A 23,537-nucleotide genomic window follows, 5' to 3' on the forward strand; every position below is an offset into this window, starting at 1 on the left:
CTCAGAACCGCGCCTTGACGAAATGTGTCAGCGCCGCTCCGGTTTCAAAGAACGCCTGTCGAAGGCCGGTCCAGCTTTCGCGATGTTCGTCTACTGCCGGAACGGGCAACAGCGCGGGATTATCCTGCAACAGGCTTTCCGCCATCAAACCGCCAAATACCGTACCCGGCCCGATCCCCCTGCCGGAATAGCCATGGGCCGACAGCGCGTTCGGACCTATCCGGGTAATTTTGGGAATATGGTCCGAGGTCATGGCAATTCGCCCATGCCATCCTTCGATCAGTGGCTGTTCCACAAGCTCGGGGAACAGTTCAGCCAATTTGCGTTTGATCCAGCCAGCGTGAAACGAGTGGCCCGCCTGCGCCAGATTCCCCATAGCGCCGATGATCAGCCGGCCCTCTGCATCCAGGCGGAACGAGGTCATGATCAAACCAGTATCCCACCCCCCTTCTCCACCGGGCAGGATGCGCGACCGCAGAGTTTCGGGCAGCGGAGCTGTGGAGAACTGAAAGTAATATACCGGCACGTAGTTGGTGGCCGTATCCGGAAGGCCCCGATGATAGGCATTTGTGGCCTGAATCAGCGCCTTTGCACGCACGATGCCCTGCCCTGTCTTAAGCGTCCAAACCCCATCCTCGTGGTGCATCGATACAACCGGGCAATGCTCGACAATCCGCGCGCCTGCCTCGACCGCCGCGCGGGCCAAACCGCGTACATAACTCAAGGGCTGGATCGTCCCCGCACGCGGATCAAAAAGAGCACCGTGAAATGCCGCACTGCCCGTTCGCTGAGCGGCCTCACTGGCAGAAAGTAGCTGTACCGGAGCATCCTTGGCCACCAATTGCGCGTGGCGGGTCTGCAAATCACGCAGGCCCGCAGGCGAATGCGCACAATGCAACGACCCACTGCGAACCGGATCGCAACGGATGTTATGCTGTTCGATCAAACCGAAAACCTCGTCCGGAGCCGCTGCCAGTAGCGAGATAAGCCTCTCGCCATCGGCATCCCCCAGATGTTTGCAGATTTCGGCTGGCGGCAACCATAGCCCGGCATTGACCAACCCGACATTGCGGCCCGATCCCCCAAATCCGATCTGCTCTGCCTCAAGCACGCACACCGAGGCCCCAGCCTTCGAAGCCGTCAGCGCGGCGGAACAGCCTGTAAAACCGCCCCCGATCACGGCCAGATCAACGGTCAGACCATCAGAAAGAGAGCAGCTTTTAGCATCTTCACGGCAGGTTATCCGCCAAAGAGATTGGTCGTGGTCTCGCACATCGGTCTCCTTGAATTTGGGCGGATCATTAGAGCGAATCCGACCGGATGCAAGCGTACTGCTGACCCATCCAATCTGCGCGGCCTTCGGCCTTGCGTCCTGCGGACGGCAGGGGCCAGGCAGGCGCGGGCTGTGCCCGCGCCTGCCTGGCCCAACTGGACGAGATGTTTCGAAAGAAACGGCGAGGACGGGCGGGAGCCCTGCCAGTCTGGTTATTTGTCCAAAGATCGGGCGATCAGTTCCTTCATGATCTCATTCGTCCCACCATAGATCATCTGAACCCGCGCATCCGCATAGAGACGCGCAATTGGGTATTCCATCATGAACCCGTAGCCGCCGAACAGCTGGAGGCATTCATGCATGATCTCATTCTGAACTTCCGAGCCCCAGTATTTCACCATCGAGGCCGTTGCCGCATCCAGCGTCCCGGCTTCAAGCCGCCCAATGCAGTCATTCACAAAACTGCGCAGAACTTCGGCCTTGGTCTTGCACTCGGCCAGTTTGAACCGCGTATTCTGAAAATCCATCACCCGCTGACCAAACGCCTTACGCTCCTGCGTGTATTTCACGGTCTCGGCAATGGCGAAATCAATTGCGCCCAGCGCCCCGATTCCGATGGTCAGACGTTCCCATGGCAATTGCTTCATCATCTGATAAAACCCTTGCCCCTCTTCCGCACCGAGAAGATTGGTCATCGGCACTTTGACGTCTTCAAAGAACAGCTCGGCCGTGTCATTGGCCTTCATGCCCAGCTTTTTGAGGTTGCGACCTTTGCGAAACCCTTCGGCCCCTTCGGTTTCAACAGCAATCAACGAAACGCCTTTGGACCCCTGCGATTTGTCCGTCTTGCAGGCCACAAGGATCAGATCAGCTGACTGCCCATTGGTGATGAATATCTTGGACCCGTTCAGACAGTAAGAATTCCCATCCTTATCCGCCGTGGTCCGAATGGACTGCACATCAGACCCGGTGCTGGGTTCGGTCATTGCCAGCGCTCCGACCATCTCGCCCGAGGCCAGTTTTGGCAACCACTTTTGCTTTTGATCCTCGCTGCCATAGGCCGACAGATAGTGGATCACGATGGACTGTATCCCCGCACCCCAGCCAGTATCGCCATGGGCCGCCTGCTCATAAACCGTGATCGCGTCGAAGCCGAGGCCACCGCCGACACCGCCGTATTCTTCGGGGATCGCCCCGGCCATCAGCCCCATGTCTCCGGCCTTGTGCCAGAAGTCACGGTCCACCACGCCATTCTCATTCCAGCGCTCGATATTTGGCACCAGCTCATCTTCAATGAACCGATCCGCCATTTCGGCAAACATCCTGTGCTCATCGGTGACCCAGGCTGCGGTGGTGGTGAATAGCGACATGCGGTGTCCTCCCCAATCATTATTCCCGTCAAGGTAGCGGGGGCATCCGCGCAATCCAATCAGCCTGAACCGACGTAACGCAACGTCCTTTCGACAGTCAGACCAGCGCTGCGTCCAGCAGGACCTGTGCTGCCGCCTTGGCATCGCGCGCCGGATCGCAGGATTTCAGAAAAACGGCGGTTACGATTGCACCTTCCTGCAACAGCAGGATTTGGCAAGCCAGATGCTCGGGGTCGCGCGCCCCGGCCTGACGCGCCAGATCGGTAAAATAGTCCAGCATGATCTGCTTGTGTTCCGCCGATTGCTTGTGAATCGGGTGATCGCTTTCCTGAAACTCTGCCCCGGCTTTGATGAACATGCAGCCGCGATACTCTTTCTCTTGAAACCAATCACTGAGCACGTCGAAACTGGCCAGAATACGCCCCGCCGGGCTATCCGACATCTCGCGGATGCGGCGCAGAAAATCCTCGCGAAAGCTTTCGTCTCGCAGCCGAAGCGCCGCCAGGATCAGCTCTTCTTTGGTGCGGAAATGCTTGTACATCGAGGTTTTGGACACACCCGTTTCAACCACCAGCTTATCCATTCCGGTGGCGTGAAACCCATCGCGATAAAAGACCTGCAAAGCCTTTTGAACCAGTTCATCTCGTTTGTTGGGGCGCATGTAACGGCTCCTGAGTGTACAGATCAGTACATAATCCGACAAAGCCTCAAATACAACCTTCAAGCGATCTGGGCGGTATTTCAAAATAAGACTTGCAAAAGTTTACCGATCGGTACACATTGAACTCAAGATGTACCGATCTGTCAACCTTGGAGCAATCTGATGCGACGCCATGCCAGCCTTATCTCTCCGCAATATGTCCCTGTCCTGTTGACCCTTGCGATGATAGCGGCGGCGTTGACATGAAGGACGCCGCACCCAACCGCCCGCCGCTGCCGCCCTTTACGCAGGAAACTGCGGTTCAAAAGGTCAGAATGGCTGAAAACGGCTGGAACAGTCGCGACGCTGATATCGTAACCCCGGCCTATACTGAGGACAGCCAATGGCGGAACCGGGCCGAATTCCTCAGCGGTCATGCCGAAATCCATGCCTTTCTGACCCGCAAGTGGAATAAAGAGCTGGACTATCGGCTGATCAAGGAACTCTGGGCATACTCGGGCAACCGCATCGCTGTGCGCTATGCCTATGAATGGCGCGATGACAGCGGTCAGTGGTTCCGCTCATACGGGAATGAGAACTGGGAGTTTGCCGAGGATGGGCGGATGGCCAAACGCCATGCGTCGCTGAACGATCTGCCAATCTCTGACGGCGACCGCCTGTTCCATTGGCAGCAAGGCCCCCGCCCTGACGATCATCCCGGCCTGTCTGATCTGGGGCTCTGAGAGGACACACTATGCCCCGCGCATTTTCCGAGCTGACCTTCACCCCCGCCGTTCGCGCACATCAGGAACGAATGGGTTCGGCGCGTACATATGCGAAATTCATCGAGGATGGACCAAAGCAGGGCCATCAGATCGGCTCGGCGGAAAAAGCGTTCATCGAGGCGCGCGACGGCTTTTATCAGTCCACCGTGTCCGAGACTGGCTGGCCTTATGTCCAGTATCGTGGCGGGCCGGTCGGGTTTCTAAAGGTTCTGGGGCCGCAGACCATCGGATATGCCGATTTCTCGGGCAACAAACAGTATATCTCGCGCGGGAATCTGGACGGGAACGACCGGATCGCCCTGATTTTGATGGATTACACCAATCAGCGGCGTCTTAAGATTCTGGGCCGGGTCGAATTTACCGAAGGTGAGGCCGCCGCGGCCAGCCTCTATCCCGAAGGGGCAGAAGCCCGCGCTGAGCGCGCCGCCATCATCCGTGTGGATGCGTTGGACTGGAACTGCCCCCGCCACATTACGCCGCGCTACACCGAAGCAGAGCTGCGCCCGCATCTGAACGCTCTGGGCCAGCAACTGGCGCAGTTGCAGGCTGAAAACGAGAAGTTAAAGCAGGAACTGGCCCGGCACACCTAACCATGGATGCACACGCGGCCCCCAAGACGAGGAACCAACCCATGATGCGTTCTGCGTTTAATGTTGCCAGCCTTTGTATTTTCGGCACCATACTTCTGAGCCTTGCGCTGATGGTCGCCTATTTCGTCTCGCCCCAAGCCGTACGGACCGCGCCGCCCGCCTCGAACAACTCGCTACTGCTTGAGCGGCTTTCACCCGACTGACGGCAACCGCGCATGTTTATGCGGAAAACGGGCGTGATCCCTTGACCTTCCCGTGACTGGAACCCCCATTTGGGACGGTAAGGAACTATAGGTGAGTCGGATGGCCACGCCGCAGACAATGCAATTGAAAATCACTGGTATGGGATGCGCCTCCTGCGTGGGGCGCGTGGAAACTGCGTTGTCCGATGTGCCGGGGGTGTCCGATGCTACGGTCAATTTCGCAACCGGAACGGCGCAGATCTCGTATGGCGGTCCGGCGCACGCTTTGACTGACGCCCTCAGCCGCGCAGGGTATCCGGCGGCCACTCGCCACACGACCCTCAAGATTGGCGGGATGAGCTGCGCCTCCTGCTTGTCAAAGATCGAACGGGTCCTGACGGCTGATCCTGCGGTGGTTGAGGCGCAGGTTAATCTGGCTACGGAAAGCGCGCGGATCACCTATCTCGAAGGCGCAATCGATCCACAGGCTCTGGCGAAACGCTGCGGAGATGCCGGGTACCCGGCGCGCGTATCTGATGAGGCCACGACCCGGCCTGATCCGGGCCCGGCTGACGAAGCCCGGGCACTGACCCGCGCGACGATCATTGCCATGGCGCTGGCCTTGCCGGTCTTTGTGCTTGAGATGGGCGGCCATATGGTCCCGGCTTTTCATCACTGGATACACGCCACTATCGGTATGCAGACCAGCCACCTGATCCAGTTTGGCCTGACCTCGGCCCTTTTGCTGGGACCGGGGCGGGTGTTTTACACCAAAGGCATCCCCTCGCTGCTGCGCGGAACCCCTGACATGAACGCGCTGGTGGCCTTGGGGACAGGGGCAGCCTACCTGTTCTCGGTCACGGCAACCTTTGCACCGGAGATATTGCCGCAGGGCAGCGCCAATGTGTATTTCGAGGCCGCCTCGGTCATTGTGGCCCTTATCTTGCTGGGTCGTCTGATGGAGGCTCGCGCCAAAGGCCGGACCGGCGCCGCAATTCGCAAGCTGATGGGGTTGCAGCCCAACACCGCACGGGTTGAGGTCGATGGCCGTTTTGTGGACCGCCCGATTGCCGAAATCGCCGTGGGCGAAACTCTGCAAATACGCCCCGGTGAACGGGTGCCTGTGGACGGAGATGTGCTGGACGGCACCTCATATGTCGATGAAAGCATGATCACCGGTGAACCTGTTCCAGTGGGCAAAGCGCCCCATGATCAGGTGGTTGGCGGCACGGTGAACGGGACAGGCGTGCTTCGGATACGGGCCACGCGAGTCGGTGCCGACACCGTTCTGGCGCAGGTCATTCGGATGGTGGAACAGGCGCAAGGGGCCAAGCTGCCGATTCAGGCGCTGGTCGACCGGATCACCGGGTGGTTCGTGCCGGTCGTGATCGGTGTTGCCCTGCTGACAATCTCGGTCTGGCTGCTTTTGGGCCCCTCTCCGGCGCTGCCGATAGCGCTGGTTGCCGGGGTCTCAGTCCTGATCATCGCCTGCCCCTGCGCTATGGGGCTGGCGACGCCGACGTCGATCATGGTCGGCACCGGCAGGGCTGCCGAACTGGGCGTGTTGTTCCGCAAGGGCGACGCGTTACAGCAATTGCAGCAGGCCCGTATCATTGCTCTGGACAAGACCGGGACGCTGACGCAGGGGCGTCCCGAGCTGGAACACATCGGCATCGAGAACGGGTTTGAGAAAAGTGACGTGCTGCGCTTGGCCGCGGCGGTTGAGGCGCAGTCGGAACACCCGATCGCCAGTGCAATCACCCGGGCGGGTCCGGCAGAACTTCCGCCGGTCGCGGATTTTCAATCCCTGACGGGGCTTGGAGTTCGGGCAAAGGCCGAGGGGCGTGACGTCCTGATCGGCTCACCCCGTCTGATGGCGCAGAACGGTGTCGACCTGACCGGGCTGGCCGCCGAAGCCGATCTGCGCGCCAGCGAGGGCACAACGCCTCTGTTCATTGCCATTGACGGTCGTGCAGCAGCGTTGCTTGCGGTGTCCGACCCGGTGAAACCCGGAACTCCGCAAGCGTTGGAGCACCTGCACGCGACGGGTCTGACGCTGGCGATGGTGACTGGTGACAATGCTCGCACCGCGCAGGCGCTGGCCGACCGGCTGGGCATCGACCATGTCACAGCCGAAGTTCTGCCGGATGGCAAACTGGCCGCAATCACAGCGCTGCGCGACCGGTTCGGCACGCTGGCCTTTGTGGGTGACGGCATCAACGACGCCCCGGCGCTGGCTGCTGCGGATATCGGCGTGGCTATCGGCACAGGCACCGATGTGGCGATTGAAACGGCGGATGTGGTGCTGATGTCCGGCGATCTGCGCGGCGTGGTCAATGCGGTCGATATCAGCAAGCGCACTATGCGCAATATCCGACAGAATCTGGGCTGGGCCTTTGGCTATAACATCCTTCTGATCCCGGTTGCCGCCGGTGTCCTGTACCCGGTCAGTGGCGTGTTGTTGTCCCCTGCTCTGGCCGCCGGGGCAATGGCGCTATCCAGTGTCTTTGTCGTCTCAAACGCGCTGCGCCTACGTCGGGTGCAAGCAAATCTGCCTCACGAACACCAAAGCCACACCAGCCAAACGGTGGCGACATGAATATCGGAGACGTAGCGACCCGCACCGGCCTGCCTGCCAAGACGATCCGCTATTATGAGGATATCGGCCTGATCAAACCAATGCGCGATGACAATGGTTATCGCCGGTTCCGTGATCAGGACGTACACAAGCTGAACTTTCTGGGCCGTGCCCGCGCGTTGGGGTTCACGATCGAGGATTGCCGCACCCTGATGGCGCTTTATGAGGACGAAACCCGCGCCAGCGCCGATGTCAAAAAGGTGGCCCGCGCGCATCTGGCGCAGATCGAAGCCAAAATCGCCGACCTCAACGCGATGCGCGACACGCTGGGTCATCTGATCGACGCCTGCGCCGGAGACGACCGGCCCGATTGTCCGATTCTGAAGGATTTGGGCGGCAAACCCTGAGCCGGGGTTGCTCTTTCGGCGCGGCTTTGCTTTGTCTGCGCTGAACCTTCCGGCCTGCTGCATTCAATGGCTACCGGACAGCAGAAAGGATGATGAAAAATGGCAAAAGTCGCATTCCTCGGTTTGGGCGTGATGGGCTATCCTATGGCTGGCCACCTGCAAGCTGCCGGACATCAGGTGACAGTCTACAACCGGACAACCGCCAAGGCCGAAGCCTGGGTTGCCGAACATGGCGGCGGGATGGGCGTGACCCCCCAAGAAGCCGCCCAAGGGGCCGAGATCGTTTTTGCCTGCGTGGGCAATGACGATGACCTGCGCGATGTCTGCACCGGCAGCGAAGGGGCGTTCAACGGGATGCCGAAGGGGACGATCTTTGTCGATCACACCACGGTTTCAGCGAAGGTCACGTATGAGCTGTGCGACACGGCAAAGGCGCAAGGCATCGCATTTGTCGATGCTCCGATATCTGGCGGTCAGGCCGGGGCGGAAAACGGGGTTCTGTCAATCATGTGTGGCGGAGATCAGGCGGCGTATGATGCAGCCGAACCGGTCATGGCCGTGTATTCAAAAATCTGCCGTCGGATTGGTGACAGCGGTGCCGGGCAACTGACCAAGATGAGCAACCAGATCGCTATTGCCGGTGTGGTTCAGGGCCTGAGCGAGGCGCTGCATTTCGCCGAAAAAGCCGGGCTGGACGGACGCGCAGTGGTTGAGGTGATCAGTCAGGGTGCGGCTGGCAGCTGGCAGATGGTAAACCGGCATGAGACGATGCTGGACGATCATTTCGACTATGGCTTTGCGGTGGACTGGATGCGCAAGGATCTGGGCATTTGCCTGGATGAGGCAAATGACAACGGGGCGTCGCTGCCGCTGACCGCGCTGGTCGATCAGTTTTACAAGGACGTGCAGAAACTGGGCGGCGGTCGGTGGGACACGTCCTCATTGTTCAAACGGCTGCGCGCGCTGGACTGATGGAAAAGGGGGGTGTCTGCCCCCTTTTGGCCCCTTGGCCAATTCATCCCCGAAGGTATTTTTAGCCAGATGAACAGGACCCCGATGACAGAAGGACAGAAAATCGGATGAGCGACATGACTGCATTCTGGGCAGACGCCCTGCGGACGCATTGGGGGCTGGACGCCAAGCTGACGCGGCTGGATGGGGAATATGATCTCAACTTTATGGTCCGGGCAACTAACGGTCAGGACTATGTGCTGAAGGTCATGCGCGCAGGATGTGAAGCCGAGTTTGTCGACCTTCAGGTCAAAGCACTGGAACATATCGCCTCCGAGGCTCCGGGATTGCCATTCCCAAAGGTCTTTCCTGATGTGAACGGCACTTTGCTGCCCGAGATTGCCGATCCGCAGGGCGCGGCGCGACTGGCTTGGTTGCTGGAATGCCTGCCGGGGCAGTGTTACGCCAAAGCTGCGCCGAAATCCGAGGAACTGATTTTAAAGCTGGGCCGCGTTCTGGGCGCGACCGACAGGGCGCTGGAACAGTTCACACATGAAGGACTGCTTCGCGACGAGTTCAAATGGGATTTGACGCAGGGCGGCTGGATCGCTGAATGGCTCACAGTTGTCGCCGATCCTGAGCAGCGCAGCTTGCTGTCGGATATCTGCGCTGAGTTCGAAGCGATCTCGGGTCAGTTGGCCGGTTTGCCGAAACAAGCGATCCATAACGATGCCAACGATTACAACATTCTGGTCGAGGGCGAGCTGGGTCAACGTCAGAGTATCTCGGGCCTGATTGATCTGGGAGATATGTGTGCGGCGCCGCGGATCTGTGATCTGGCGATTGCCGGGGCGTATATCGTTCTGGACCATCCCAAACCCGAACGTGCTCTGTCTGCTTTGGTGCGCGGCTATCACGCGGCAAACCGTCTGCGACCAGACGAGGTTGATCTGATCTGGCCGCTGCTGCGGATGCGGCTAGCTGTGTCCGTTGTGAACTCTACCCTGATGGCCGCCCAAAACCCGGACGATCCGTATATCACCATCAGTCAGGCCCCGGCCTGGCGGTTCCTTGAGAACAAAAGCGTGAACGGCGATCTGATGTCTGCCCGACTGCGCGTCGCGTGCGGCCTGCCCGTGACAGACGGGGCCGAGCGCATCCACGCCTACCTGTCCGAGCATCGTGGCCAGTTCGCCCAAATGTTCGAACAAGACCTGAGCGATGTACCCATGGGATCGTTGTCGGTTGAGAACTCGACCTGGCCACAGAACCCATTCCACATGCCGCTGGAGGAAGCCGCCCGTGTGGGTGAGGAATTTGGCGATCTGTGGTTGGGGTATTACAGCGAACCGCGCCTGATCTATGCAGAACCTGGATTCCGCAAAGGGCCATGGAAGGCCTCGGATCGGCGCACCGTGCATCTGGCGGTGGATGTATTTGCCCCGGCAGGCACCGTGCTGCATGCGCCGATGAGTGGTCGGGTTGAGGCGGTTGAGAACCGAGACGCCCATCTGGACTATGGCGGCGTGGTGATCCTGCATCACGAAACGCCCGAGGGTGATCCGTTCTATACGCTCTATGGTCATCTGGACCCCGAGGTCTGCGACCGCTTGAAACCGGGTGATCCCGTGGCGCAAGGTGCGGCATTTGCCCGGCTTGGTGACGCCAGCCAGAACGGCGGTTGGGCGCCGCATGTGCATTTCCAGCTGGCCCTGACCACAGACGGGATGCAAAACGACTGGCCCGGTGTCGCCGACCCGGATGAATTAGAGCTGTGGCACGCCGTCTGCCCCAACCCTACCGCGCTGTTGAACCTGTCGGATGATAAGGTGTTCTATCGCCCGACTGACAAACAGGCGATCTTGCAAGGACGGCAAGATCATTTCGGCGGCAACCTCAGCCTGACTTATGACGATCCGGTCATGTTGGTGCGCGGGTGGAAGCATCACCTGTTCGATGAATGGGGGCGGCCTTATCTGGACGCCTACAACAATGTCCCTCACGTCGGCCACGCCCATCCGCGGATTCAGGCCGTTGCGGCGGATCAATTGAAACGGATGAACTCGAACACCCGCTATCTGCATCCGGCGCAGACAGCCTTTGCCGATAAGGTGCTGTCGAAGCTGCCCGATCATTTCGAGGTCTGCTTTTTCGTCAATTCCGGAACCGAGGCGAATGAACTGGCGCTGCGGCTGGCCCGTGCGCATACCGGGGCCAAGGGGATCGTGACGCCGGATCATGGTTATCATGGCAACACCAACGCAGCTGTTGCGATCTCGGCCTACAAGTTCAACAAGCCGGGTGGTGTTGGTCAGGCCGATTGGGTTGAGCTGGTTGAGGTTGCCGACGACTATCGCGGCTCATTCCGGCGCGACGATCCCGACCGGGCCACCAAATTCGCGAATTTAGTCGACCCCGCGATTGCCGCCTTGCAGGACAGAGGACAAGGCGTCGCCGGTTTCATCGCCGAGACCTTCCCCTCGGTCGGTGGCCAGATCATTCCACCCAAGGGTTATCTGCCTGCGGTCTATGAGAAAATCCGCGCTGCTGGCGGTGTTTGCATTGCGGATGAAGTGCAAACTGGTCTGGGGCGTCTGGGCGAATACTATTTCGGCTTTGAACACCAAGGCGCGCTGCCCGACATCGTTGTTATGGGCAAACCCATCGGCAACGGGCATCCTCTGGGCGTGCTGGTCACCACCAAGGAAATCGCCGAGAGCTTCGATAACGGGATCGAGTTTTTCTCGACCTTCGGCGGATCAACCCTGTCCTGCCGGATCGGGAAAGAGGTGCTGGACATCGTCGATGACGAAGGGTTGCAGGACAATGCCCGCGACATGGGTGCGCGACTGATGGACGGTTTGCGCCAGATCGAAGCCGAGTTCGGATGCGTTGGAGATGTGCGTGGCATGGGCCTGTTCCTGGGGGTCGAGCTGGTTAACCCCGATGGATCCGAAGGCACCGAGATCTGTAAATACGTCAAGAACCGGATGCGCGACCACCGCATTCTGATTGGCAGCGAAGGGCCAAAGAACAACATCCTGAAAATCCGTCCGCCGCTGACGATCGAAGCAGAGGACGTGGATATGATCCTTTGGGCCTTGCGCGACGTGCTGACCGAGGTTGGCGACTATGCCCCTGCCCCGGTCTGCGACCACGACCATCACCACGCAGGGTGCGGATGCTGCTGATCTAACAAAAAACCCCGGCGCGAGGAGAGCGCCGGGGCTTTGCGCTGACGTGCTGCTGCCTAATGTAGCACGGCTGCGGGGGGTTGATGCCCGGTGGTGGGCAGTGGGACAGACGCGGTCATGCGACGCAGCGCCAGCCCAAGTTCTTCGGATAGTGAGGCTAAAGCGGGCGCGAAATCCGGCCGCACGATCAGCGACGCCATCATCATCGCGTCTTCGCGTGCGCCCTCAGATGCGGCGGCGATCATCTGAGCGAAACAGTTTTCGTCCGCACCCAGACAGGAACAACTCAGCCCATGCCGGATCAGGGGACGCCGTCCGTGATGCGCGCACAAAGAACACAGCCGGTCCAATGTCAGCATCGCCGCGCGTCCGCCTTCTGCGCCCAGCGCGATCTCAAAATCGCTGGCGGCATCCGCCCGACCCTGCGCCCCATCGCCCCAAAGCCGTAGATACATCACGGCTCCGGCCTCAACCGGGTCAAGGTCGGTCAGGCGGCCAACAGCCGCTCCGCCACGAGGGTTTGGTGCGCTCATTTTGTCAGGATCAGCTTACCCGCGCGGGTGATGCGCAGCGTATACAGTTGGTCGCCCAGTTCGATATGGGCAAGGTTTCCCCCTTTGGTCAGGTCTTCGGCCTTATGGGCGGGAAGCATGGATACGGCGTAGGACTGGCTGGGATTCGGGTTCTGCATATTCATCAGGACAACTCCAGAGGGTCTCGGGCGCGGGGCCTTGATCAGTTTGCGGTGTTTGGTGTTCTGGCTGACCCGGAGAAGGGTTGGCTGATGGCTTCTCGGATAATCTGATTATTTTAGTCAGGTATGTCAAGGCCGTTTCTTTCGCTTCCCCCAAATCTGTGTGATTGCACCAAAAACCAACGCGCGTTAGGTCTGGCACGGCCAATCAGACCAAAGGGAAAACCGATGAGCGCGACAATCATGTTTGATCTGGACGGAACGCTTGTGGACAGCCTGCCCGACCTTGCGGCTGCGACCAACAGAATGCTGGAGGACACCGGCACCGCGCCCCTGTCACAGGATCAGATCAAACAGTTTGTGGGCAACGGGCTGCTCAATCTGGTCGAACGTGTGATCCGCCACTGCGATCTGTCGATGGACCGGCACGCGGAACTGGCGAAGGCCACGCTGGCCCATTACAACGCGGCCTCGACCGCGCAGACGGTGGTTTACAACGGCGTACCCGAAGCGTTGCAGCAGCTGCGCGATATGGGCTGTGTGATGGGCGTTTGCACCAATAAGAACGAGGCCCCTGCGCGCCACGTGCTTGAGGCGTTGGGGCTGGCGGCATATTTTGACACCGTTATCGGCGGCGACAGCCTGCATACCAGAAAGCCGGACCCTGCGCATCTTGAGGCCAGCTTTGCCGCCGTCACATCCGCCGGGCCACAGATTTTTGTCGGCGACAGTGAGGTCGACGCGGAAACCGCGCAGCGCGCTGGCGTGCCGTTTCTGCTGTTTTCCGACGGCTATCGCAAATCCCCGGTTACCGAGATTCCGCACACGCATAGCTATGACCAATCGTCAGAGTTACCGGCGCTGGTCCGAAGCCTCATACGGGTCAGTGGCCAAAACGCGTAACGAAGGCGCGGGAAAGGATAGAAGGATCGAGTTGCTGAGGGGCCGGCCGAGGGGGTTAAGAAGCCAGCCCCTCACAGGGGAAAAGTGGTATGGTCCGTTGTGACCCTTCCAGTGATTTGAAATTAGCGAATCGGGCCTGAAGTCGGAATTGGGGGTTTCCCGTAGAGATCCGAAATGCGTTGAAATTGCTGAAAATTTTTCTGCCATTTTTTGGCACTTTCACGCGAACACACGGACGCGCCGCCGTCTGACACAGCCTCAGCCCCCAAAAATGCAAAAGACGAGGCGGATAACCACCCCGTCAATCGCCCCTCCCCGACTCTTGCGCGGGCCTTCCGGCCCGGCACACTTCAGATCGCCAGATACTCTTCGCGCAGCTGCGTATTCTCCAGCACTTCATTCGCCGAACCGTCAAATACGATACTGCCGGTATCCAGAATGATCGCCCGGTCCGCCAGTTCCAGCGCCCGGACCGCGTTCTGTTCGACAATGATTGTGGTCATGCCCTGTTGTTTGACGTGGACCAGGGTCTTTTCGATTTCATCCACGATCACCGGTGCCAGCCCTTCGTAAGGCTCATCCAGCAGCAGCACCTTGATATCCCGCGCCAACGCACGGGCAATCGACAGCATCTGCTGCTCACCCCCTGAAAGAGTGACACCCTCTTGCTTACGCCGTTCGCCCAGCCGCGGGAACAACTCATACAGGCGATCTAATGACCAGCCGATGGGCGGTGCGATTTGCGCCAGTTGCAGATTTTCCTCGACCGTCAGGCCGGGAATGATCCGCCGGTCCTCGGGTACCAACCCCAACCCGGCTGTCGCGGCCTCGTAGCTGGTCATGTTGTGCAGCGGCTGGTGATCCAGCCAAATCTCGCCATGCCGCACCTCGGGTTCGCCCACCCGCGCAATGGACCGTAGGGTCGAGGTCTTGCCCGCCCCGTTGCGTCCCAGCAGCGCCAGAATTTCGCCCTCGTGAACGTTAAAGCTGACACCCTGCACGATATAGCTTTCGCCATAGTAAGAGTGCATGTCCCACACCGACAAAAAGGCGGGGGCGGTGGTGGCCTGATTGGCGTTTTTCGAAAAGTCAGGTTTCTCGTTCATAGCTTTTCCTTACGCAGCCTCGCCCAGATAGGCCTCGCGGACCTTGGGATTCCCGCGGATGTTTTCCGGAATGTCTTCGACCAGAGGTGTGCCTTGCGCCAGAACCGTGATGCGTTCGGCCAGGCTGAAGACGACATGCATGTCATGTTCAATGATGGCGATGGTGATGTCGCGCTCGTCCTTGATCTGTTTCAGCAGGTCGATGGTGTTGTTGGTATCAGCCCGCGCCATACCTGCCGTCGGTTCGTCCAGCAGCAACAGCCGCGGGTTCTGGCTGAGGCACATGCCGATTTCCAGCCGCCGTTTGTCACCGCGCGACAGCGAGGCCGCGTTCATCTCACGCTTGTCGGCCATGTTCATCTCGACCAGCATTGCCTCGGCCTGCTCTACGATGTCGCGTTCATTGGTGATGGTTTCATAGGCGTGCATGCGGAAGGCCCCGTCGCGCATCGCGAAGATCGGGATAAGCATATTCTCCATCACCGACAGTTCGCCGAAAATCTCGGGTGTCTGAAACACGCGGCTGATGCCCATCTGGTTGATCTGGTACGGCGCAAGCCCCAGGACCGAGTTGTTGTCGAACAGCACCGATCCGGTATCGGGCATCAGCTTACCCACCAGACAGTTCAGCAAAGTCGACTTGCCTGCGCCGTTGGGGCCGATGATGGCGTGAACCGAGTTCTCCTCGACATTCAAGTTCACATCCGTCAGCGCCTTGAGGCCACCGAAGCGTTTACTAACGTCTTTGACGCGTAGAATTGCCATGATACGCCCCCTATTCCGCTGGCTCGGTTTTGCCCGACGGTGCGTCGTCGGTGCCTGTTTTTCTGCGTTTGAACCGGTTCAGCAAACGCTGCCCACCTTCGACAAGGCCCCCCGGCAGGTAGATCACCACCAGCATGAACAGGATGCCCAGCGTCAGGTGCCAGCCCTTGCCGATGAACGGGTGGATCAGGAATACGACCGCATCCTCCAACCCGTCCGGCAGGAAGGCAAACCAGCTGTGCAGGACGTTGTCGTTGATCTTCGAGAAGATGTTCTCGAAATACTTGATGAAGCCTGCGCCCAGAACCGGACCGATCAGCGTCCCGGTGCCGCCCAAGATGGTCATCAGCACGACCTCACCCGAGGCGGTCCACTGCATCCGTTCGGCCCCGGCCAGCGGATCCATCGCCGCCATCAGGCCACCGGCCAGACCGGCATACATGCCCGAGATCACAAAGGCCGCCAGAGTGTAAGGTTTGGAATTCAGACCCGTGTAGTTCATCCGCTGCTGGTTCGACTTCACCGCCCGCAGCATCATGCCAAAGGGCGAGCGGAAGATGCGGATCGACAGATAGAACACCACCATCAGGATCACCGCGCACAGGTAGTAGCCTGCGTTAAAATCAAAGCTCCACGCACCCACATCCATCGTGTAGGTCGCCCGCATCGGTATGCCGAACAGGTGCGGCAGGTCGGGCGCGTTGGCCCCTTGCAGGATTTGCGGATCGTCCGCGTATACTTGCAGACCGGTTTCCCCGTTGGTCAGGTTAAACTTGGGGTTCGACAGCACCGAATAGGCCAGCGCAAAGCTCATCTGCGCGAAGGCCAGCGTTAGGATCGAGAAGTAAATCCCTGATCTCCGCAGGCTGACAAATCCGATCAGAAGCGAAAACAGTCCGGCAACCACAACGCTCAGCGCGATGGCGGGGACGACGTTATAGCTGAGTAGCTTGAACATCCACACGGCGGAATAGGAACCCACGCCCAGAAACGCCGCGTGGCCAAAGGACAGATACCCGGTCAGGCCGAACAGGATGTTGAACCCGATGGCGAAGATTCCGAAGATCACGAAGCGCTGCATCAGATCCGGGTAGCCCGCATTGAACTGCGCCATGGCGCTGCCCTCGGGGAACGGATTCAGGATGAAGGGGGCCAGCAGGGTCAGGATCGCGACGATGATCAGCAGGCTGGTGTCTTTTTTGTTCAGTCCCAACATGGATTATTCCTCCATCACGCCTTTGCGCCCCATCAGCCCGCGCGGCCGCGTCAGCAGCACGATGATGGCGACAAGGTAGATGATGATCTGGTTGATGCCCGGGATCGTGGTGGTCGCCCAAGTGGTCGAGGCAAAGCTCTCCAGAATACCCAGCAGGAACCCGGCCAGCACAGCCCCCGGCAATGAACCCATTCCGCCCACAACAACAACCACGAAGCTGAGCACAAGGAAGTCCATGCCCATGTGGTAATTTGGCGGATTGAGCGGCCCGTACATCACGCCGGCCAGCCCCGCCACGGCGGCGGCGATGCCGAACATGATGGTAAAGCGACGGTCGATATTGATGCCCAGCAGACCCACGGTTTCCCGGTCCGCCATCCCGGCGCGCACGACCATGCCGAAGGTGGTGAATTGCAGGAACGAGAAGACCGCCCCTATGATCCCCACCGCAAAACCGAAATAGACCAGACGCCAGATCGGATAGATGATTGCGTTCGGATCGAACCCAACCATGATGCCCAGATCGACAGACCCGCTCAGCGCATCGGGCGGCGGGGTCTGGATCGGGTTGGCACCGAAGAAATACTTGACGATCTCCTGCAACACGATGGCCAGACCAAAAGTCACAAGGATCTGGTCGGCATGCGGGCGCTTGTAGAAATGCTTGATCAACCCACGCTCCATCACATAGCCAACAAGCAGCATGATCGGGATCGCGAACAGGATGGCCAGCGGGACGGACCAGTCGATGATGGTTGCGCCCACCTCGGGGCCGAACCACGCTTCGATATAAGGTGTTTCGACCTTTAGCGGATTGCCCAGAAAATCCTTTTGGCTCTCATCTATGGTCACAAAGCTCAGGTTCATGAGCTTTTGCAAGGTCACAGCGCAAAACGCCCCGATCATGAACAAGGCCCCATGGGCAAAGTTCACGACCCCCAGCGTGCCGAAGATCAGCGTCAGACCCAGAGCGATCAGCGCATAAGCCGACCCCTTGTCGAGCCCGTTCAGGATTTGCAGAAGAATGGCGTCCATTGTCCCCACCTTTGGCCTTTCATCGGACTCCCCCACAGGCGGGAGAGTCCGTTTTTAGGTCTGAGAATTTTCGTCGAAAATCCCAGTGCGCCCGGTTATGCGCCCGGGTTGCACTTGCCCAGTTCGCCACCGGCAAACATCGGATGTTCCGGATCGTATTCGACCTGCGCACGCGGTGTGATCTCGACGATCTCGAGCGTGTCATAGGCGTTGGTCGGGTTCTCATTGCCCCGCACAACCAGCACATCCTTGAAGCACTGGTGATCGGCGCCACGATACCAGGTCGGACCGTTGCCCAGCCCGTCAAACTCGAAGTCTTCCAGCGCTTCGACAACACCGCAGGGGTTGAACGTGCCCGCACGCTCGACCGCATCGGCATAGAGCAGAACTTGCGCATAGCAGGTCTGGGCCGAGTTGGACGGCGGCTTGCCGTATTTCTCGCCGAAGGATTTCACGAAGGCTTTGGTGCCCTCATCCTGCAACTGCCAGTTCCAGTTCATCGAACCCAGAACGCCTTTGATGTTCTCGCCCGCACCAGCGGCCATCAGCTCGGAGTACAACGGCACGACAATCTTGAAGTCCTTGCCGTTGGCCACCTTGTCGAGCAGGCCGAACTGAATCGCGTTGGTCAGCGAGTTCACCATGTTGCCGCCGTAGTGGTTCAGAACCAGCACGTCCGCGCCCGAGTTCAGAACCGGTGCGATATAGGACGAGAAGTCCGTCGACGCGAGTGGTGTCTTGACCGTGTTGACCGTTTCCCATCCCAAGGCTTCGGTCGAGGCGACGATCGACTCTTCCTGGGTCCAGCCCCAGTTGTAGTCAGCCGTCAGGTGATAAGCGCGGCGCTCCTTGCCCATTTCCGCGGCCAGCACCGGCGCCAGAGCGGCACCCGACATGTAAGCGTTGAAGAAATGGCGGAACCCGTTGGCCTTTTTGTCCTTACCGGTGGTGTCATTGGCGTGGGTCAGACCCGCCATAAAGATCACACCCGCCTCTTGGCACAGGCCCTGAACCGCAACGGCCACGCCCGAGGACGAACCACCGTTGATCATGATCGCACCGTCTTTTTCGATCATCGACTTGGCCGACGCGCGCGCGGCATCTGATTTGGTCTGGGTATCGCCGGTGACAAACTCGACCTTCTTGCCGAGGATACCGTTCCCCTTCAGCGCCTTCGACGTGAAGGTATTCAGGCAGCCGCCATCGCCTTCGCCGTTCAAATGTTCGACCGCCAGCTGTTGTGCCAGCAGCTCGTCATTACCTTCTTCGGCATACGGCCCGGTTTGCGGAACGTTGAAGCCCAGAGTGACGGACCCTCCGGTCGGTTCATTGGTGAAAGCAGCAGCCGACGAAGCCGTAAAGATCGTTGGCAGGGCCAGTCCGGTTCCTGCAACTGCACCAGACTTCAGCACGCCGCGGCGTGTGACAGATTTGTTAGTCATTCATTCCTCCCATTTCCCATTCTTTCGCTCTCTGGCTCCTCTTCCATCGGGCGAAAACGCGGTTAAACGCGATTTTGAGTATGGAGGCGGTTCTGAAAAATCACCAATAACCTATTCAAAATGAAAGAATGTTATGTAAACAAATGCACAGAAATTGATATTATTTTGTAAAGTTTTTCGAAGTTGATCGATTCAATAGACTTTAAAATATGTGTTTTCCTGAAATATCTGCGGCGCAGCAATTTTGAAAGCCAAGCGTAGATTATCAACACCGACTCTCGCCAAGTATCAAAATGGATGTACCGACGCCCCATTCCCATCCCGCCGGGCTGCGCGTTGCCAGATGCCAAGTGAACAAACACGCCCAGATTTCGACCATATGACAGAAGGCCGTACCCTCAGGCGCGTCATCACCTTTACATCCACAATCGGTTAGATAATGTCAGTGCTTGACCAAGCGCGTTGCCGGAACAAACCAGTTCCTCTACCGAACGTTACGGGATCGCGGCCGGATCAACAAAAAAACAAAAATGAACGACTGGGAGATTCAAATGCTCAAATCCACCATCTCAAGCCTTGCTTTAGGGCTGACCGCAACCGCCGCTTTTGCAGATTGCGGCACCGTGACATTCTCTGACGTGGGCTGGACGGATATCACAGCCACGACCGCCGCGACCACCGTTGTTCTCGAAGCTCTGGGCTATGAGACAGACATCAAGGTTCTCTCGGTTCCGGTGACATACACGTCGCTGGCCAATGGGGATGTGGACATCTTCCTCGGGAACTGGATGCCGACCATGGAGGCCGACATCGCCCCCTATCGCGAGGCCGGAACCGTGGATACGGTACGCGCCAATCTTGAGGGTGCGAAATACACTCTGGCCGTCAACAAGGCCGCAGCCGACCTTGGCATTGGCAACTTCGCCGATATCGCAGCGCAATCCGAAGCGCTGGAAGGCAAAATCTTTGGCATCGAACCGGGCAATGACGGCAACCGCCTGATCATGGACATGATCGAGGCCGATGCGTTTGGTCTGACGGGTTTTGAAGTGGTCGAAAGCTCTGAACAGGGGATGCTGGCGCAGGTCTCGCGCGCGGACCGGCGGGGTGAACCGGTCGTGTTCCTGGGCTGGGAACCCCACCCAATGAACGCCAATTTTGAACTGACCTATCTTGAAGGCGGCGATGACTGGTTCGGACCGAACCTGGGCGGCGCGACGGTGTTCACTAACACTTCTGCCGGATATTCCGAGACCTGCCCGAATGTCGGCACCCTGCTTGGAAATCTCGAATTCACGCTGGCGATGGAAAACGAGATCATGGGCGCGATTCTGGATGACGGCGCGGACCCGGCCGAGGCGGCCACCGCATGGCTGACAGCCAATCCCGGCGCTCTGGACGCTTGGCTGGCAGGCGTTACCACCAAAGACGGCGGTGACGGAATGGCTGCGGTCAAAGGCGCTCTGGGACTGTAAGGTGCATTGGCGGGGCAGCCTGCAAAAGGCTGCCTCGCGCACCCTCGCCCAAAACTTAAAGAAAAACGAAAGACCGGGACAGTATGGACTGGCTGACAGAGAACAAGATTCCGGTCGGGCGCGCCGCGGCGGATGTATTTGAATGGCTACAGATCAACGGAGCGTGGTTCTTCGACGGGCTGTCGGACTCGCTGGAAGCGCTGATTGACGCGATCCTCTGGGTGCTGCAAACACCTCACCCGCTGATCATCGCCGCTGTGTTTGTGGCCCTGACCTGGCTGCTGCAACGGAACTGGAAGACCTGCCTGCTGGTTGCGTTGGGCTTCCTGTTCATCCTCAATCAGGGATATTGGGAGGAAACGACAGAAAGCCTCACGCTTGTGCTGTCGGCCTGTGTGGTCTGTATGGGGCTTGGCATACCTATTGGCATCGCCGCCGCACACAGGCCGCGCCTGTTCCGCGCGATGCGCCCGGTACTGGACCTGATGCAGACCCTGCCAACCTTCGTGTACCTGATCCCGGCCATTGTGTTCTTTGGCATCGGCATGGTGCCCGGCCTGATCGCGACGGTGATTTTCGTCCTGCCTGCCCCGATCCGCCTGACGCATCTGGGCATCACGTCGACGCCAAAACCCCTGCTTGAGGCCGCGCAGGCCTTTGGGGCGACGCCACGACAAACCTTGATCAAGGTAGAGCTGCCTTATGCGTTCCCGCAGATCATGGCCGGGCTGAACCAGACGATCATGCTGTCACTGTCGATGGTGGTCATCGCCGCACTTGTGGGCGCGGACGGGCTGGGTGTCCCAGTGGTCCGGGCGCTGAATCAGGTGAACACGTCGCTCGGCTTTGAAAGTGGATTTATCATCGTGGTTGTGGCGATCATGCTGGACCGTATTCTGAGGGTTGACCGCTCATGACCGCTGTAGTTTTCGATACCGTGTCAATCGTTTTTGGCAACAAACCAAAGACCGCACTACCCCTGATGGATGCCGGCAAAAGCCGCAGCGAAGTTCAGGCGGAAACCGATCAGGTCCTAGGGGTGCATGATTGCTCACTGACCGTGGAAGAAGGTGAGATTGTTGTCCTGATGGGCCTGTCTGGCTCGGGCAAATCGACCTTGCTGCGTGCGGTTAACGGCCTCAACCCGGTGGTCCGGGGGGATGTCCGCGTCAATGCGGGAACCGAAATGGTCTCGGTCACACAAGCCAACAGCGCCCAGCTGCGCCAGATCCGCATGTCGCGCGTAGCGATGGTGTTCCAGCAGTTTGGTTTGCTGCCCTGGCGTACAGTGCAGGAAAACGTGGGGCTTGGCCTTGAGCTTGGCGGCATGAACCGGTCCGAGCGGCTTGAAAAGGTCAAAGAGCAGCTCGCGCTCGTCGGATTGTCGGACTGGGCTGATCGAAAAGTCGGAGAACTGTCCGGCGGCATGCAACAGCGCGTTGGACTGGCCCGCGCCTTTGTCACCGACGCGCCGATCCTGTTGATGGACGAGCCGTTTTCAGCGCTGGACCCATTGATCCGAAGCCGGTTGCAAGACGAATTGCTTGACCTGCAAGAGAGGCTGAAACGCACTATCATCTTTGTCAGCCACGACCTCGACGAAGCGTTCAAGATCGGCAACCGCATCGCCATCATGGAAGGCGGGCGCATCGTCCAATGCGGCACCCCGCGCGAAATCTTCTCGGCTCCGGCGTCGGAATACGTGGCGGATTTTGTGGCCGAGATGAACCCGCTAGGCGTGCTCTGCGCGCGCGACGTGATGGAGCCTCTGGCAGCGGAAACGCGCGGCGATGTCGCGGCCGACGCCAAGATCCGACACGTCATTGAGGTCGCCAGAACGTCCGACCGCCCCATCGCCGTAACCGACGGTGGCAAGGTTATCGGCCAAATCACAAAAGACAGTATCCTGACCAAACTTCTGGATACGCGCAGATAACAATCCGGTCCAAGCGTAATTTTGGTCGGCGAAAAAATGGCAGCAGCAGCGAGGACAGGAATGGCACTGGAACTGAAAGAGATGTGCAGCGGGCTGGGCTTTCCCGAAGGGCCGGTTGCAATGAACGACGGCTCGGTGCTGTTTGTGGACATCAAAGAACAGACACTGGCGCGCCTGTCGACGGACGGCACCGTCAGCGTGGTGGCCAAGATTCCAGGTGGCCCTAACGGTGTGGCCATTGGCCCGGATGGTGCCGCCTATGTCTGCAACAATGGCGGAGTATACAGTTTCGTTCCCTTTGGCCCGGATGAGATAACCGTTCCCGCTCCGATCAGGCCGCACTACCTAGGCGGCTCGGTGCACCGGGTTGATCTTGAAACAGGGGCCGTGACGCAGCTGTTCGACTCATATGAGGGCAAACGGCTGATCGCCCCCGACGATATTGTGTTCGATACTTCGGGCGGCTTCTGGTTCACCGACACGGGTATAGAAGACGCCGAATCCACACGCTATGGCGGTCTCTACTATGCTTCGATTGATGGCAAAACGCTGATCAAGGCCGCCACGATTCCGATGCCAAACGGGGTCGGCCTGTCGCCGGATGGCAAAACTGTCTATGTCTCAGACACTGTGTTCGGACGGCTCTGGGCGATGGAGATCACCGGCCCCGGACAGGTCAAACCCGGCCCGATTCCGGGGATGCCGGGCAATGTGGTGCAAACATTGCCGGGGTATCAGTGGCTCGACAGTCTCAAGGTCGAGGCGGACGGGCGCGTCTGTGTCGGGACGCTGTTCAATGGCGGGATCACGGTGTTCAGCCTTGATGGCACCACCGAGCATGTCGAGATCCCCGACATGTTCACGACCAATATGTGCTTTGGCGGCGAGGACATGCAGGATTTGTGGATCACAGCCTCAAGCACCGGCAAAATCTACAAAGCACGGTGGCCGCGTCCGGGTCTGAAGCTGGCCTTCACAGCCTGAGGTTTTGCAAC

The 23,537-nt window shown here is 59.1% G+C and carries 22 protein-coding genes; 12 read left to right on the forward strand and 10 right to left on the reverse strand.

The window, feature by feature from the left end; all coding sequences use genetic code 11:
• Position 1 precedes the first annotated feature (1 nt).
• From ACOQOY_RS08220 to ACOQOY_RS08230, 3 genes are all read right to left on the reverse strand, one after another.
• Positions 2-1,273, reverse strand: coding sequence for an NAD(P)/FAD-dependent oxidoreductase (locus tag ACOQOY_RS08220; RefSeq protein WP_420584970.1), 1,272 nt, complete (start codon positions 1,271-1,273; stop codon positions 2-4).
• Between the two features lie 212 nt (positions 1,274-1,485).
• Positions 1,486-2,643: an acyl-CoA dehydrogenase family protein gene (locus tag ACOQOY_RS08225; RefSeq protein WP_420584971.1), complete on the reverse strand. Its 1,158-nt coding sequence runs from the start codon at positions 2,641-2,643 to the stop codon at positions 1,486-1,488.
• Positions 2,644-2,740: 97 nt separating this feature from the next.
• Positions 2,741-3,304 (reverse strand): TetR/AcrR family transcriptional regulator, encoded by a 564-nt coding sequence (locus ACOQOY_RS08230; RefSeq protein ID WP_420584972.1) that lies wholly within the window; start codon positions 3,302-3,304, stop codon positions 2,741-2,743.
• A gap of 242 nt (positions 3,305-3,546) precedes the next feature.
• Here ACOQOY_RS08230 and ACOQOY_RS08235 point away from each other — a divergent pair, with 242 nt between their 5' ends.
• From ACOQOY_RS08235 to ACOQOY_RS08265, 7 genes are all read left to right on the forward strand, one after another.
• Positions 3,547-4,026 (forward strand): DUF1348 family protein, encoded by a 480-nt coding sequence (locus tag ACOQOY_RS08235; protein WP_420584973.1) that lies wholly within the window; start codon positions 3,547-3,549, stop codon positions 4,024-4,026.
• Between the two features lie 11 nt (positions 4,027-4,037).
• Positions 4,038-4,658: a pyridoxamine 5'-phosphate oxidase family protein gene (locus ACOQOY_RS08240; protein ID WP_420584974.1), complete on the forward strand. Its 621-nt coding sequence runs from the start codon at positions 4,038-4,040 to the stop codon at positions 4,656-4,658.
• Between the two features lie 41 nt (positions 4,659-4,699).
• Positions 4,700-4,861, forward strand: coding sequence for a hypothetical protein (locus ACOQOY_RS08245; RefSeq protein WP_420584975.1), 162 nt, complete (start codon positions 4,700-4,702; stop codon positions 4,859-4,861).
• Between the two features lie 100 nt (positions 4,862-4,961).
• Positions 4,962-7,439: a heavy metal translocating P-type ATPase gene (locus ACOQOY_RS08250; protein WP_420584976.1), complete on the forward strand. Its 2,478-nt coding sequence runs from the start codon at positions 4,962-4,964 to the stop codon at positions 7,437-7,439.
• On the forward strand, positions 7,436-7,825 hold the full coding sequence (cueR, locus tag ACOQOY_RS08255) for a Cu(I)-responsive transcriptional regulator (protein WP_420584977.1): 390 nt from the start codon (positions 7,436-7,438) through the stop codon (positions 7,823-7,825). Before ACOQOY_RS08250 ends, cueR begins: the two co-directional genes overlap by 4 nt.
• Before the next feature lie 99 nt (positions 7,826-7,924).
• Positions 7,925-8,797, forward strand: coding sequence for an NAD(P)-dependent oxidoreductase (locus ACOQOY_RS08260; protein ID WP_420584978.1), 873 nt, complete (start codon positions 7,925-7,927; stop codon positions 8,795-8,797).
• A 107-nt stretch (positions 8,798-8,904) separates the two neighbouring features.
• Entirely contained in the window at positions 8,905-11,967 is a 3,063-nt protein-coding gene (locus ACOQOY_RS08265; protein ID WP_420584979.1) for an aminotransferase class III-fold pyridoxal phosphate-dependent enzyme, read from the forward strand.
• Positions 11,968-12,026: 59 nt separating this feature from the next.
• Here the strand turns inward: ACOQOY_RS08265 and ACOQOY_RS08270 are convergent, their stop codons facing one another.
• Both ACOQOY_RS08270 and hemP read right to left on the reverse strand, forming a co-directional pair.
• Complete coding sequence (locus ACOQOY_RS08270; protein WP_420584980.1) at positions 12,027-12,503, reverse strand: hypothetical protein; 477 nt, start codon at positions 12,501-12,503, stop codon at positions 12,027-12,029.
• Positions 12,500-12,667, reverse strand: coding sequence for a hemin uptake protein HemP (hemP, locus tag ACOQOY_RS08275; RefSeq protein ID WP_170332270.1), 168 nt, complete (start codon positions 12,665-12,667; stop codon positions 12,500-12,502). Before hemP ends, ACOQOY_RS08270 begins: the two co-directional genes overlap by 4 nt.
• Before the next feature lie 225 nt (positions 12,668-12,892).
• Here hemP and gph point away from each other — a divergent pair, with 225 nt between their 5' ends.
• On the forward strand, positions 12,893-13,567 hold the full coding sequence (gph, locus tag ACOQOY_RS08280) for a phosphoglycolate phosphatase (RefSeq protein ID WP_420584981.1): 675 nt from the start codon (positions 12,893-12,895) through the stop codon (positions 13,565-13,567).
• A gap of 350 nt (positions 13,568-13,917) precedes the next feature.
• Here gph and ACOQOY_RS08285 read toward each other — a convergent pair whose 3' ends face one another.
• From ACOQOY_RS08285 to ACOQOY_RS08305, 5 genes are all read right to left on the reverse strand, one after another.
• Positions 13,918-14,673 carry an ABC transporter ATP-binding protein gene (locus tag ACOQOY_RS08285; RefSeq protein ID WP_420584982.1) on the reverse strand — a complete coding sequence of 252 codons (756 nt, stop codon included), beginning with the start codon at positions 14,671-14,673 and terminating at the stop codon, positions 13,918-13,920.
• A gap of 9 nt (positions 14,674-14,682) precedes the next feature.
• Positions 14,683-15,438: an ABC transporter ATP-binding protein gene (locus tag ACOQOY_RS08290; RefSeq protein ID WP_420584983.1), complete on the reverse strand. Its 756-nt coding sequence runs from the start codon at positions 15,436-15,438 to the stop codon at positions 14,683-14,685.
• 10 nt (positions 15,439-15,448) lie between these two features.
• Positions 15,449-16,654 (reverse strand): branched-chain amino acid ABC transporter permease, encoded by a 1,206-nt coding sequence (locus tag ACOQOY_RS08295; protein ID WP_420584984.1) that lies wholly within the window; start codon positions 16,652-16,654, stop codon positions 15,449-15,451.
• Between the two features lie 3 nt (positions 16,655-16,657).
• On the reverse strand, positions 16,658-17,689 hold the full coding sequence (locus ACOQOY_RS08300; RefSeq protein ID WP_420584985.1) for a branched-chain amino acid ABC transporter permease: 1,032 nt from the start codon (positions 17,687-17,689) through the stop codon (positions 16,658-16,660).
• 95 nt (positions 17,690-17,784) lie between these two features.
• Positions 17,785-19,131, reverse strand: coding sequence for a substrate-binding protein (locus ACOQOY_RS08305; protein WP_420584986.1), 1,347 nt, complete (start codon positions 19,129-19,131; stop codon positions 17,785-17,787).
• 551 nt (positions 19,132-19,682) lie between these two features.
• Between ACOQOY_RS08305 and choX the strand changes: the two genes are divergently transcribed.
• From choX to ACOQOY_RS08325, 4 genes are all read left to right on the forward strand, one after another.
• Positions 19,683-20,606, forward strand: coding sequence for a choline ABC transporter substrate-binding protein (choX, locus tag ACOQOY_RS08310; protein ID WP_420584987.1), 924 nt, complete (start codon positions 19,683-19,685; stop codon positions 20,604-20,606).
• Positions 20,607-20,689: 83 nt separating this feature from the next.
• Entirely contained in the window at positions 20,690-21,523 is an 834-nt protein-coding gene (choW, locus tag ACOQOY_RS08315) for a choline ABC transporter permease subunit (RefSeq protein ID WP_420584988.1), read from the forward strand.
• Complete coding sequence (gene choV, locus ACOQOY_RS08320; RefSeq protein ID WP_420584989.1) at positions 21,520-22,542, forward strand: choline ABC transporter ATP-binding protein; 1,023 nt, start codon at positions 21,520-21,522, stop codon at positions 22,540-22,542. Before choW ends, choV begins: the two co-directional genes overlap by 4 nt.
• Positions 22,543-22,602: 60 nt before the next feature.
• Positions 22,603-23,526: an SMP-30/gluconolactonase/LRE family protein gene (locus ACOQOY_RS08325; protein ID WP_420584990.1), complete on the forward strand. Its 924-nt coding sequence runs from the start codon at positions 22,603-22,605 to the stop codon at positions 23,524-23,526.
• The last annotated feature ends 11 nt before the right edge of the window (positions 23,527-23,537 follow it).

Source organism: Ruegeria sp. (assembly GCF_965221235.1).
Lineage (GTDB): Bacteria > Pseudomonadota > Alphaproteobacteria > Rhodobacterales > Rhodobacteraceae > Ruegeria.